This window comes from Paenibacillus sp. FSL H8-0168, from assembly GCF_038592955.1.
In the GTDB taxonomy this organism is placed as follows: Bacteria; Bacillota; Bacilli; order Paenibacillales; family Paenibacillaceae; genus Paenibacillus; species Paenibacillus polymyxa_B.
In genome coordinates, this window is record NZ_CP151948.1 from 4491144 (window position 1) to 4503508 (window position 12365).

Annotated in this window: 12 protein-coding genes and 1 tRNA gene; 6 read left to right on the forward strand and 7 right to left on the reverse strand. The window is 45.5% G+C overall.

Annotation, left to right across the window (positions count from 1 at the left end):
* Nucleotides 1-43 precede the first annotated feature (43 nt).
* Genes thiM through thiE form a run of 3 tightly spaced genes read left to right on the forward strand, consistent with a single transcriptional unit; the run spans nt 44 to nt 2423 of the window.
* The gene (thiM, locus tag MHI21_RS19775; protein WP_209949758.1) at nt 44-886 is read left to right on the forward strand and encodes a hydroxyethylthiazole kinase; all 843 of its coding nucleotides are present in this window, start codon (nt 44-46) and stop codon (nt 884-886) included.
* Entirely contained in the window at nt 883-1713 is an 831-nt protein-coding gene (thiD, locus tag MHI21_RS19780) for a bifunctional hydroxymethylpyrimidine kinase/phosphomethylpyrimidine kinase (RefSeq protein WP_209949757.1), read from the forward strand. The genes thiM and thiD overlap by 4 nt, the downstream gene beginning before the upstream one ends.
* Nucleotides 1710-2423 carry a thiamine phosphate synthase gene (gene thiE / locus MHI21_RS19785; RefSeq protein WP_209949767.1) on the forward strand — a complete coding sequence of 238 codons (714 nt, stop codon included), beginning with the start codon at nt 1710-1712 and terminating at the stop codon, nt 2421-2423. The genes thiD and thiE overlap by 4 nt, the downstream gene beginning before the upstream one ends.
* Here thiE and MHI21_RS19790 read toward each other — a convergent pair.
* The 3 genes from MHI21_RS19790 to MHI21_RS19800 form a co-directional block, all read right to left on the reverse strand.
* On the reverse strand, nt 2368-2535 hold the full coding sequence (locus tag MHI21_RS19790; protein WP_080682975.1) for an aspartyl-phosphate phosphatase Spo0E family protein: 168 nt from the start codon (nt 2533-2535) through the stop codon (nt 2368-2370). The genes thiE and MHI21_RS19790 overlap by 56 nt on opposite strands.
* 298 nt (nt 2536-2833) lie before the next feature.
* Nucleotides 2834-4252, reverse strand: a complete 1419-nt coding sequence (locus MHI21_RS19795; RefSeq protein ID WP_209949756.1) for a helix-turn-helix transcriptional regulator — start codon at nt 4250-4252, stop codon at nt 2834-2836.
* 158 nt (nt 4253-4410) lie between these two features.
* Nucleotides 4411-5385, reverse strand: a complete 975-nt coding sequence (locus tag MHI21_RS19800) for a LacI family DNA-binding transcriptional regulator (RefSeq protein WP_209949755.1) — start codon at nt 5383-5385, stop codon at nt 4411-4413.
* Nucleotides 5386-5570: 185 nt separating this feature from the next.
* Between MHI21_RS19800 and MHI21_RS19805 the strand changes: the two genes are divergently transcribed.
* Nucleotides 5571-6914: a 6-phospho-beta-glucosidase gene (locus tag MHI21_RS19805; protein WP_209949754.1), complete on the forward strand. Its 1344-nt coding sequence runs from the start codon at nt 5571-5573 to the stop codon at nt 6912-6914.
* 161 nt (nt 6915-7075) lie between these two features.
* On the opposite strand, the gene MHI21_RS19810 is transcribed toward MHI21_RS19805, so the two are convergent.
* The 3 genes from MHI21_RS19810 to MHI21_RS19820 all read right to left on the reverse strand — a co-directional run bounded on the left by MHI21_RS19810 (nt 7076) and on the right by MHI21_RS19820 (nt 9191).
* Entirely contained in the window at nt 7076-7978 is a 903-nt protein-coding gene (locus MHI21_RS19810) for a PhzF family isomerase (protein ID WP_245249077.1), read from the reverse strand.
* A gap of 711 nt (nt 7979-8689) precedes the next feature.
* Complete coding sequence (locus MHI21_RS19815; RefSeq protein ID WP_280921453.1) at nt 8690-8824, reverse strand: hypothetical protein; 135 nt, start codon at nt 8822-8824, stop codon at nt 8690-8692.
* A gap of 293 nt (nt 8825-9117) precedes the next feature.
* Nucleotides 9118-9191 (reverse strand) — tRNA-Arg (locus MHI21_RS19820).
* 174 nt (nt 9192-9365) lie between these two features.
* On the opposite strand from MHI21_RS19820, the gene MHI21_RS19825 reads away from it, so the two are divergent.
* Nucleotides 9366-9659: a DUF4870 domain-containing protein gene (locus MHI21_RS19825; protein WP_016324668.1), complete on the forward strand. Its 294-nt coding sequence runs from the start codon at nt 9366-9368 to the stop codon at nt 9657-9659.
* Nucleotides 9660-9978: 319 nt separating this feature from the next.
* Here MHI21_RS19825 and MHI21_RS19830 read toward each other — a convergent pair whose 3' ends face one another.
* Nucleotides 9979-10338 (reverse strand): hypothetical protein, encoded by a 360-nt coding sequence (locus MHI21_RS19830; RefSeq protein WP_013311672.1) that lies wholly within the window; start codon nt 10336-10338, stop codon nt 9979-9981.
* 163 nt (nt 10339-10501) lie between these two features.
* Here MHI21_RS19830 and asnB point away from each other — a divergent pair, with 163 nt between their 5' ends.
* On the forward strand, nt 10502-12346 hold the full coding sequence (gene asnB / locus MHI21_RS19835) for an asparagine synthase (glutamine-hydrolyzing) (RefSeq protein ID WP_209949753.1): 1845 nt from the start codon (nt 10502-10504) through the stop codon (nt 12344-12346).
* Nucleotides 12347-12365: the final 19 nt, after the last annotated feature.

Sequence of the window (12365 nt, forward strand, 5' to 3'; positions counted from 1 at the left end):
TTAATGCCCTGTTGAACCACCAACTATAGAGAGGATAATCATTATGAGTACATGGAAAAAAAGTTATTCGGATCTCCTGACGAAGGTACAAAACAGCAAACCCCTCGTTCACAATATGACCAATGTGGTAGTCACCAACTTTACGGCCAACGGTCTGTATGCATTGGGCGCCTCCCCGGTGATGGCCTATGCACCTGAGGAAGTAGCAGATATGGCAAAAATAGCAGGCGCCGTCGTGTTAAACATCGGTACACTGAACCGCGAACTGGTGGATGCCATGATCATTGCTGGACAATCGGCGAATGCACACGGTGTTCCGGTGCTGCTAGATCCGGTCGGTGCGGGAGCAACGAGCTTTAGAACTGAATCGGCACTGCGAATCCTGAGTGAAGTCAAAATCTCATTGGTGCGGGGCAATGCAGCCGAAGTCGCACATCTTGTTGGAGAAGCGCGTGAGATTAAAGGCGTAGATGCCGGTGACAGTGCTGACAGCGACCATGTCGATCTGGCAATTCGGGCTGCTCGAACGCTCAATACGATGGTTGTCATTACTGGAAAAGAGGACGTCATCACCGATGGGGCCGAAGCACGAATGATTAGCGGCGGAGACGCGCTCCTCACGAAGGTAACCGGAGCAGGCTGTCTGCTGACCTCTGTGTTAGGTGCCTTTGCAGCTGTTGAACCCAACCTGCTGCTCGCAGGTACAGCAGGTTTGGCATTTTACGGTGCAGCAGCTTCTCGAGCCGCAGCACGTACCGCAGAGCTGGGGCCCGGCAGCTTCCAGATTGCCTTTCTCGACGAGCTGGCCAAACTGCATACAGGTTCACTAGAGGGGCATGTCTCGATCCATGAAGCCGGAACAACAGCAGCAGGTGGTGCGCGATGACAGACGTTCGTGTACCCAGAGCGCTGACGATTGCTGGTTCGGACAGTGGCGGCGGGGCTGGAATTCAAGCTGATCTCAAAACCTTTCAAGAACTTGGCGTGTACGGCATGTCGGCTATTACAGCCGTTACCGTACAGAATACCTTAGGAGTCCACGGCGTATATCCGCTACCAGAGGAAGCAACAGCAGAACAGATCGAAGCCGTAGGATTAGACCTTGGAGTGGATGCCCTGAAGACTGGTATGCTGTTTAATGCCGGCATCATCCGTCTTGTGAGCGAGCAGATCCGAAAGTTCGGCTGGAAAAAGGTCGTCGTCGATCCCGTGATGATTGCCAAGGGAGGCGCTGAACTGCTGCAACTGGAAGCGGTGCAGGCTTTGAAGGACGACCTGCTCCCCTTGGCACTGGTCGTTACACCGAATATCCCGGAGGCGGAAGCCCTGACAGGGATAAGTATCCATACGATGGAGGATCGCCGCGAGGCTGCGAGACATATTAGCAGTATGGGACCAAAATTCGTTGTGATCAAGGGTGGCCACGCTGACGAGAGCGAGAGCAGCGGACAAATTGTTGACCTGCTTTTTGACGGAACCGCCTTTATAGAGCTGAGCGGCAAGCGAGTACGGACTGTCCATACACACGGAACAGGGTGCACTTTCTCGGCAGCGATTACCGCGGAATTAGGGAAAGGGATGTCTGTACCGGAGGCTATCTCGAATGGTAAAGCCTTCATCCAGGCGGCGATTGAGGATACGTTGTCTCTGGGACAGGGACACGGCCCAACCAATCATTGGGCCTACCGACGTCGTCAGGAGATGCTTCTATGAGCGGCAGAATATTGTCAGAGGTGGTGCGCCGCCATCTACAGATATACCTGGTGCTTGGAAGCGTGAATTGCCTCGCGGAACCAGGCTGGGTCGTGCAGGAGGCTCTGGCTGGCGGGGCAACCATGGTCCAGTTCCGAGAAAAGGGTCTCGGCGCGTTAACGGGCGTTCCTATGTTCGAACTCGCGCGCCAGCTACAGGAACTGTGCCGTCACGCTGGTGTCCCCTTCATCATCAATGACAATGTGGAGTTGGCTCTTGAACTGGACGCCGACGGTGTTCACATCGGTCAGGACGATGAATCCGCCGATTCCGTCCGCGAGCGAATCGGAAATCGAATTTTAGGCGTCTCCGCCCATACCATTGAGGAAGCACGTCGAGCCATCCTGCAAGGTGCTGATTATCTCGGCGTCGGGCCCATCTATCCCACCATCTCGAAAGATGATGCCCATGCCGTACAGGGACCGGCAATTTTATATGAGATGCGTAAAGCGGGAATTGATGTGCCGATTGTTGGAATCGGAGGTATTACAGTGGACCGTGTTAAGGAAGTCGCACGTGCAGGTGCAGATGGTGTAGCGGTGATTTCAGCCGTGACACAGACAGAGCAGGTTAGAGGTGCGGTCAAGGAATTAAAGAAAAATATGGTCTCATTTCTCAATGATCCGATCTACATGTTTGATATTGATTCAACAGATCATCCAGCTTTTTAGATTGTTCTATTACTTTGGGATGTGTTAAAAATCCATACTTTTTCTGGACCTGGTACAGTTTCTTCCTAGCCCTTTCGACACAAAGTAAAGTCACACTTTGATTCATCAGCATGATCCCTCCTATATGTCATATTTTATAACAAAAAGACGTTTTTTGGATTTTCAAATGATGCGCCTAACAAAAAAAGAACATCACAAAAGTTTGCATAAACAGCAAAGCCCCAAAATCCACGTAAAAAAGCCTCCGTCCCCCCGAATAAAGCGGGACCGAGGCTCTTTTTCATAAAAAGATTCAATGAATATTAGAACATACAACCTAACCGTTTTAAGCACCTCCAATTTGTACTTGAGGCGTTATTCTTTGATTTTGGTTATGCGACTGAACAGGCATTGATAAAATAAACAAGAAGCTAGCTGCGCTGACCAGCAGAATCATTTTTTTCAACATTGTCTAACCACACCTTTTCTAATAGTTTGAAATACTCTTCCCTTGTTTCGGGAAGCGCATGTGCTTGGAAATGTGCAAAAAGTCCCGTACAGTTTATAAAATAAGTCTCATTATTTAGTATGTGGGCTTTTACCAATGCATATATTAAGTGTTTAAAGCCATCATTGAACATTCCCCGTCTTAAATAGTAATAAGCCAGTTCATAACCAAACCATGCAAAATAATCCGGCATCACTTGTTGGGTGTACATATCAGTAGATTGTGATAGCAGAGCAAAAGAATTAATCTCCACTTCAAAACGTGAAAGGACATCATTGATATCTATTGCATATCGGTTAGCAGCTATCATAACGTTCAGCAACTTGGATAGCTTTTCATTCTCGGTAGTGATTGATGTGGATGCAATATATTCAACATAATGAGGAAGCACATTCGTATCTCCAGATAGGAGTTTATTTACATAAGTATTACCTTCTGCCCAATGCTTGAACAAGTTGACCCAGTGTTGAGTTTTCTGGTCTGTCTCGATCACCCAATCTAAATCTGCGTAGGCATTTGTAAATTGTAATGCTTGCTGATAATCGCCTTGGGCTTCACAGACACTCGCACACAGTAAATCAGCATAGGTAATGTACACAAACATCGGGCGACTCAGCCTCTTTTCAGACTCCTCCCACTCTCGCTTTTTCTGTTGATGTTTCAAAGAATATTGGATCTCCGCTTTGGCTCTCATTTTTCGAGCAGTTGCATCGAGCTTGTCCCATTCACGCAGAGAACGATACACATTCGCCAAATCTTTTAACGCATCGAGTTGATCTATTTCATTCAGACGTTCGACAAAGGGTTCAAATCGTGTAGCCGCCTTGAGATTTCGGATCTGATTGTTACCCACCTGAATGGTAAACAGACGATACTGACAGATAGCCAAACGTTCAGAATGCTGGTACTTCTCGCCTTCCGCAATCCCTTCGTAGAGCAACAATGCAGCATTGTGCCGACCTTGTGCGAATAATTTTTCTGCTGCATCAAATAACTTTGGGGAATATAGAAGGTTGTCCATAATATGTCCCACTACAAGCTGGATAGCATCCAACTTGTCCAGTTCCGCACAGCGAAACAACAACGGCTCAATTCGCCTCCAATCCGGGGAACGCTCAATGATGTAGTTATCTATGTATAGTTCGTAAAAAAAACCTTCTGGTAGTCCCATAGCCCAAGTGATTCGATCAAGCTGATGTATAGCAACAGGACGATGCTTGGCAATCCAATTATTAAGTGTTCTTTGATGAACACCTGAATGTTCGGCAAATTGTGCCAGCGTCAAATTGTTTTCCCCTAAATAATCCTCTAACTTCGTCAAAATCGTAGGTGTATGTCCCAAGTCATAACCACCCTTCATACAAAAAATCCAAATTTTATACTTTCACCTCAAATTATTCACCATGTTTTAACATGTGTCAACATTTTTCTTCCATTATTCCTACTATATAAACTTGAATATGGAAATTAATAACCACTAACATGAAGTCCCTTTTGGAATCAGGTGGTCGCTCGCTCTACTAATTTGAATTCCAGATGATGTATCGTTTCATCCAGCCCTTCGAGGGCATTTCGAATCATAATGAACGCATTCTCAGCTTGCTTGTCTATCGGGTAATGAATCGTTGTCAAATCAAGCAAATGCGATATTTCGGTGTTATCAAAGCCTACTACTGCAAAATCGCTTGGCACAGAAACACCGAGTCTCCGTGCTTCAGTCAAAAGACCTGCTGCCAAATAATCGGTAGAACAGGCAAAGGCGTCCGGCCTGTCAGTTTGTGCTCGTTCTGCCCACCAATGAGCTATTTGTTCACCAGCTGCTATTGAATTTAAATCATAAAAATGCGGGAAGGCCTCAGCATCCAAATCATATTTTTCACAAAAGTCATGATAAGCTCGAATGCGTTCTTTTGTATTCAATCCCCGCATGCTGCCGAACACATTCACAATTTTCCGATATCCTCGAGCGTACAAATGTTCCAATGCCAGCGTATAGCCCTGATACTGATCCATAAATACAGACGGGATTGCCTCAATGTTTACACGCTGCCAGGTCACAATCGGACCATATTTTGTATAATGCTCAATCACACTCCACTCATTGACGCGAATCATGCAGACCAAGGCGTCCAGTTGCTTTCTCCGCAACATTTCCAGCGCTTCAAGTTCTCTTCCTTTCTCCCCATTCGTAATAAACAGCGCTATATTAAAGCCATGCTCCTGGGCATACATTGTAAATCCACGCACAAATAAACCCAATGAATCATTAAAAGAAAGTGAAATAATCCCTATGAGCTTGGTCATGCCCTTTTTTAAAGATACCGCATTTAAATTGGGAACATAATCCAGCCGATCTATGACCTCCTGCACACGCTGCCTTGTGGGTTCACTCACGTACGGATGGTTGTTAATGACACGGGATACCGTAGCCGAGGATACCCCCGCCAGCTTTGCAATTTCATGAATATTCGCCATTTTTCTCACCTCGTTCTTTCTATTTTAGCATGTTCGTGTTTAGCATGTTCGTAGTGTCCGCCCTATAATTGTCACCTCCCAAAATAAGTTTTTTAAAAGCGCTTGACCTGTAATGCATTACAGGGATTACAGTGAATTTGTGCTTAAGAAAGCGGTTTACAAAACATACTTAGGAGGCACTAACTATGAAAAAAGGCATAAAGATTGCAACCATTGGCGGAGGCTCCAGCTATACACCAGAACTAGTAGAAGGCTTCATCAAACGTTATGCAGAGCTTCCCATTCGGGAATTGTGGCTGGTAGATATTGAGGCAGGACGTGAAAAACTGGAGATCGTAGGTGCTATGGCCAAACGGATGGTGAAGGCCGCAGGCATTGATTGTGAGGTACATTTGACGCTGGATCGTCGGGAAGCGTTGAAGGACGCCGATTTTGTAACGACCCAATTTCGGGTAGGCTTGCTGGAAGCCCGGATTAAGGATGAAAGTATTCCGTTAAAACATGGCATGATCGGTCAGGAGACCAATGGGGCCGGAGGAATGTTCAAGGCGTTTCGCACCATACCCGTTATCCTCAGTATCGTCGAAGATATGAAAGAACTATGTCCGAATGCATGGTTGATTAATTTTACCAACCCTGCGGGTATGGTCACCGAAGCCGTGCTTCGTTATGGTCAGTGGGATAAAGTCATCGGATTATGTAATGTTCCAATCGGCGCGATCAAGAGTGCATCAGCTGTGCTGGACAAACCGGAAGAAGAGCTGTTCTTTAAATTTGCAGGAATTAACCACCTTCATTGGCACAAAGTTTATGACAAAACAGGGGCCGAATTAACAGAGCAAGTTATTGAAGGACTGTACGCTCCGGGTGCAAAGCCAGAGAAAGTCGTTGAAAATATTAAGAACATGCGCTTCCTGTATGATCAAGTTCGTCAATTGAAAATGCTGCCTTGTCCTTACCATCGGTATTACTATATGACGGATAATATGCTCAAGGAAGAATTAGAGGAAGCCAAAAACGAAGGAACTCGGGGCCAAGTAGTCAAACGTCTGGAAGAAAGTCTGTTCGAACTGTATAAAGATCCGAATCTGGATTACAAACCAGAGGAACTATCCAAACGCGGTGGTGCGCATTACAGCGATGCAGCCTGCGAAATCATTAATTCCATTTATAACAACAAAGGCACATTGATGGTCGTTAGTACACGCAACAATGGTGCGATTGATGATGTTCCTTATGATAGTGCCATCGAAGTGACTAGTGTCATTCGCGCCCATGGTGCCGAACCTGTCAACTTTGGCAAATTCCCACCTGCACAGCGGGGCTTGCTACAAGTGATGAAGGCAATGGAAGAGCTGACGATTGAAGCGGCGGTCACCGGTGACTATGCAACCGCACTACAAGCCTTCACCCTGAATCCGCTCGTGCCAAGCGGGGATATTGCTCAAACCGTACTGGATGAATTACTAGAAGCACACAAAGAGCATCTGCCGCAGTTCTTTGCTCATAAAGCGAAGACGACGGTATAAAGCTAGCAGCAATCATCCTGCTGGAACACAAAAAAGCTTCCTACATGTAGGAAGCTTTTTGCTATACGTCCCAGGAGTACTTGCTGGGACATTGGTGTTATTGGTTTGTACTTGGCTTGACAATCCGTCATTAAGCTTATTGATAAATTTGTTAGACTTTTTTAAAGTATGATCTCCGTTGAAAAAGCAATAACCGCTTTCCCCGTAATTTGAACTAATACGGGTTTTCCCTGTTCCTTTTTCACATGAACATGCATTGTTCCCTCTCTTTTGATTGCCTCACCTTGTAAAATATCAAAATCAAAAGACTGCTCATTCTCATTTTGCAAAATGTTATAGTGTACCAAATAGGCTCCAAGCGGTCCGTTTGCATTTCCTGTCACCGGGTCTTCAGCTATTCCAATTGCAGGAGCAAACATTCTTCCGTGAACCAATATATCCTCTTGTGGATTTAATGTAAAAACATAATATCCATTACATCCAATATGCTTGCTGATTTCTGTAAGCTTCTGCAAATCAGGTTTTAAACTATGTAGTATTTCATTGTAGTAAATCGGAACCATTACCTTAGAATGACCTGTTGAAGATATTGCAACTGGATATTCCATGCAAATATCTTTACAAGAAATACCTAACGCATTTGCAATCTGACTTCTTATTTCATCATTTAAAGGCTCTGATACAGAAGGTTCTCCCTGTGTCATTACAATAGAATAGTCATCTTCATACTTTATAACATCAACAGGCAATATACCTGCTTTTGTTTTTTGAATAATTCTTCCAGTTTCAGCTTTTCTCTCAATTGCATAAATATAATGCGCTGCTACTGTTGCATGACCACAAATTGGAACCTCTGTTGTTGGAGTAAAAAATCTTACTTCAACATCATAATTTGAAGAATCTGTTTCAAAAATAAATGCAGTTTCCGAATTATTTAATTCTCTTGCAATTCTCTGCATCTGCTCATCTGTAAGTCCATTTGCATTTGGAACAACCCCAGCAGGGTTACCATGAAATCTATTTTTTGTAAATGAGTCTACTTGATATATTCTATATTTTTTCATAATTTCGCCTCTATAAATACTAGTTTGTCTGTCTGTTAAATCTGATATTAACATACTTTTTAGGCAGTTTCACTTAAATTAAAAAATATAATATGGCCCTTTAATGAAAACGAACTGATCCTTATTATAGAATCGCGCTCTTTTATGGAAGATTGTTATTAAACTAAAGCCGCAGTTAGCTGAAATGGTCTTCTCAATCCTTATCTAAAAGTGGAATAAATCTTTTATGATTATAGATACTTTTAGATTCTGCCACGCCTGTTGAATAACCAAAATAAGTAACTCAATTCATGAAACAAGAGGTGCACTGAAGAAGAACGCGCCGAATCTGAATCAGCCATTCAACAGGTAGTTTTGAAGAAGAAATAGAAGAGAAAATCGCGCAAAGGAAAGAACGGCATGTTGGGGTCATGAAGTCTGAGCAGCAACAAATAGCCAATTGAGCAGGACATAGACGATTAGAGCACAGAATAATTGCCCTTAGACCGCATTTTCAGTCGTACCGAACAGCGTTGGAATATTCAAATGTTGCTTGATCCAACGAAAGAAGACTTCAATCTGCCATCAAGCCTTATTGATCTGTTTCGACCCCCTGAAGGGGTTGCCCATTTTCTGCTCGTAAAGCGACATGAAGTTTAATACCTGCACGTTCTCCGTGATAAGGAGCCCAATGGATCGATAGCTACCCCATTGTTCCAACGCAGCCATGCATCAGTATTGGAGTAAATGGTACACCGTAAACTTGCGGGCTTTGTCTTCATAACCTATTAACTTCACAACCCTTTGAACTTCTTCAGGAGTCAGCATGGATTGAAGGATAGATGTAATCGTGATAGAATTTTTCATGAGATCGTCTTCTTTCGGATTCGTTTGGATGGTACCAACGATTCTGCAGAAAAGACGATCTTTTTTCTGCCATTTTGTGGTTATTCAACAGGCGTGCTATTAGGGGTATTAGTTTATATAGCGTGTAAAAATCGTGTGTATAATTTGTGTAAACAGGTGTATTAATCACACCTTTTTCTAACGTTTTCTATCGTAACCCCAATAAAAGAAAAAAAAACGCCCCAAACCCTTATATATCAAGGATTTGAAGCATTTTTAATTTCGTTCAAACTTTACATATCTGAACGCTTCGACGTCCCAGGAGGGATTCGAACCCCCGACCGACGGCTTAGAAGGCCGTTGCTCTATCCAGCTGAGCTACTGGGACAAGATGGTGATCAATAAAACCTTATGTATTCAGCGCATTGATTATTATATCACATTTCGAGCAACTGTCAAAAGCATTTTTTCATGATATAGCGAAGTGGGCTGCAAAAGGAATCATTTGGACGCTAACGGGGTATTATGTACAAAGAACCATGCATAAAGGAGGGGTTAATCCGTGAGAGGTCTTTTGTCGTCACTTTGTTATTTCAGCATTTTCTTCGCACCTTTTTTAGTGCCTGTCATTGTGTGGATTGCAGTACGGGACGAATATGTTCAGGGACATGCAAAAAAAGCTATTTTATCGCACATTTTCCCCATTATTGCGGCAATTCCGCTCGTGTATTTTATTATTACGGCGAATCATGCAGGTTCAGTGATCGGGTTTGTACTGCTATTCGTAGTGGTCTATCTCGGGGTTTTTGTTTATAACATCTACAAAGGGATTATGACGCTGCGTGAAGCGGCTTAGTTCAAAAAGAAGCCTCCTACATACCGCTAATTTGGCGGGATACGGAGGCTTCTTAAGGGTCATTTTTGATGAGTTGCTGCTGCTATTTGGTTCAATGGCTGCTTATTTATTCCCAAAGCGTTTAGGACTTCTCCGTACTTCATGTCTTACGTTTTTCTCCAGCACTTCTTCCGCGAACTCATTGTTATGAATATAACTGCTGCCTTTATTTTTCTTATAATTCGCTTTGCCGTCTATGATTTCCCCCTCCTTTCACGCTGATCCGGCGATGGCGCCGGGGCCCAAATCAACAAAAGCCGAGGCATAGCACACCATATCCTCATGCCCCGAACTCCTTGGCGAACTCTGTGCTGAGCTGCCCATAGGAGAGCAATTCTTTTTTAAACTTCTCTCGCTCCTCACCAGCAGTAATGTGTGTAGAGTCGGTAAAAGCCTTGTCTGTCACTTCCTCAAATGCCGAATGCAGATTATTGTCGTACCAATCCAGCTCCAGATCGGCGTCATTGCGGATGATCCGTACCATGTCATAGTCATGCTGACCATCCGTCTGATCCTTGGCCGTAATATAGACCAGCAGTTCCGGGTCATCTGCAGCACCGGGCCGCACCTCTACCTCAGCGCAGCGCACTCCGTCAAGTTCAGTGAACCGGCGTATTTTAGCATCCTTGATGTAGTACATGGTCTCCCTCCTTCCTTGCGAGTAGACGGGTTGCCCCATCTGTAGTTTTCGGAACGGACAGACATTTTATGCTTCTTTTCGGCATATATACTGATGAACTGGGGATTTAGTTTTTGATTCATTCCAACACTGGATGAACACGACAAAGAGAGGATGAACAGACATGTGCGGAATTACAGGTTTCATACAGTGGAACGGAGACTTAATGCATCAATCTGAGCTGCTGCTGAATATGACACAAACGCTCTCCGATCGCGGACCGGATGCTGCGGGTACCTGGATATCCAACCCGTGTGCCTTCGGACACCGAAGATTGAGTGTTATGGACCCGGAAAATGGCGCTCAGCCCATGATCCGGCAGCTGGAGGATATCACTTATACGATTGTATATAACGGGGAAATATATAACGCGCCTGAGCTGAAAAAAGAGCTGCAACAGCGCGGGCATTTTTTCCGTACACAATGCGACACGGAGGTACTGCTCGAATCCTATATCGAATGGGGCCCTGAATGTGTGGATCGGTTAAACGGCATTTTTGCATTTGCGGTCTGGGATAGCGAGCGGGAGCAGGTATTTCTGGCACGGGATCGGCTGGGAGTGAAGCCGCTATTTTATAGCCAAACCGAAGAAGTATTCGTATTTGGCTCAGAACCCAAAGCACTGCTCCAGCATCCAGCGGTAGAGGCAGCAGTGGACGCCGAGGGATTGGCCGAAATTTTTATCATCGGGCCTGCACGTACCCCCGGACACGGCGTCTATTCGTCTATGAAGGAGCTACGCCCCGGGCATACGTTAACCTACAGCCGCGACGGCGTGCGCATCCATGCCTACTGGACACTGGAAAGCATTGCGCATGAGGATAACACCGAAGAAACGGCACTTAAGGTAAGAGAACTGTTGCTGGATACGGTGGAGCGGCAGCTCATTTCGGATGTTCCAGTGTGCACCTTATTGTCTGGCGGGCTGGATTCAAGCGCTCTATCCGCATTAGCTGTCGATTATTACAAGCGTACCGGGCAGGGACAAGTTCATACGTATTCGGTCGATTATGTGGATAACGACAAGCATTTTAAAGCCCATGCGTTTCAACCCGGAGCCGATGCCCCCTGGATTCAGCGGATGGTGGATGAATTAGGGACAAATCATCACTGGATTGAATTCGATACGCCAGAAGTCGTAGCAGCTCTGAACAACTCCACGCTAACGCGGGATTTACCCGGAATGGCGGACGTGGATTCGTCGCTATATCTCTTTTGCCGGGAGATTAAAAAAGGAGCTACGGTCGCTATTTCCGGCGAGGCTGCGGATGAAGTTTTTGGCGGATATCCTTGGTTCCACCGGGAGGATATGCTGAATTCAGGTACATTCCCGTGGGCAGTTGCACCCGATATGAGAGCCAGTCTGTTGTCTCCCGAGGTACGGGACTGGATCAAGCCGCTGGAGTATTTGAACGATCGCTACTCAGAAGCGGTAGGAGAAGTGCCGAAGCTACCGGGGGAAACAGGAAAAGCTGCGCAAATGCGCGTCATGTCCTATTTGAACATCACCCGCTTTATGCCTACTCTACTGGATCGCAAGGATCGGATGAGTATGGGGGCCGGACTGGAAGTGCGGGTGCCGTATTGCGATCATCGATTGGTACAATATGTATGGAACATTCCGTGGAGTATCAAGATGACAGGCGGACGTGAAAAAGGTATTTTACGCAAGGCGCTGGAGGGTGTATTGCCGGATGATGTGCTGTATCGCAAAAAAAGCCCGTATCCTAAAACGCATAATCCTTCCTATCTTGCCGCTGTGAAAAAGCAGGCGCTGCAGCTGCTGGATGATTCCTCTTCCCCACTGCTCAAGCTGATCGATGCGCAAAAGGTACGTGATATTGCCGCCTCACCGGAGGCATCCACCAATCTGCCTTGGTTTGGTCAGCTGATGTCGGGTCCCCAGTTGTTCGCCTACTTGGCTCAAGTGGATAACTGGTTGCGCACTTACAAGGTTGCTATTCGATAAGCTACGCTGAATGCTGAAG

What these genes read in the sequence shown, in the direction of transcription:
- thiM (WP_209949758.1), top strand. Translation starts at nt 44, where the DNA reads ATGAGTACATGGAAAAAAAGTTATTCGGATCTCCTGACGAAGGTACAA.
- thiD (WP_209949757.1), top strand. Translation starts at nt 883, where the DNA reads ATGACAGACGTTCGTGTACCCAGAGCGCTGACGATTGCTGGTTCGGAC.
- thiE (WP_209949767.1), top strand. Translation starts at nt 1,710, where the DNA reads ATGAGCGGCAGAATATTGTCAGAGGTGGTGCGCCGCCATCTACAGATA.
- MHI21_RS19790 (WP_080682975.1), bottom strand. Translation starts at nt 2,535, where the DNA reads ATGCTGATGAATCAAAGTGTGACTTTACTTTGTGTCGAAAGGGCTAGG.
- MHI21_RS19800 (WP_209949755.1), bottom strand. Translation starts at nt 5,385, where the DNA reads ATGGCGAATATTCATGAAATTGCAAAGCTGGCGGGGGTATCCTCGGCT.
- MHI21_RS19805 (WP_209949754.1), top strand. Translation starts at nt 5,571, where the DNA reads ATGAAAAAAGGCATAAAGATTGCAACCATTGGCGGAGGCTCCAGCTAT.
- MHI21_RS19810 (WP_245249077.1), bottom strand. Translation starts at nt 7,978, where the DNA reads ATGAAAAAATATAGAATATATCAAGTAGACTCATTTACAAAAAATAGA.
- MHI21_RS19815 (WP_280921453.1), bottom strand. Translation starts at nt 8,824, where the DNA reads ATGAAAAATTCTATCACGATTACATCTATCCTTCAATCCATGCTGACT.
- MHI21_RS19830 (WP_013311672.1), bottom strand. Translation starts at nt 10,338, where the DNA reads ATGTACTACATCAAGGATGCTAAAATACGCCGGTTCACTGAACTTGAC.
- asnB (WP_209949753.1), top strand. Translation starts at nt 10,502, where the DNA reads ATGTGCGGAATTACAGGTTTCATACAGTGGAACGGAGACTTAATGCAT.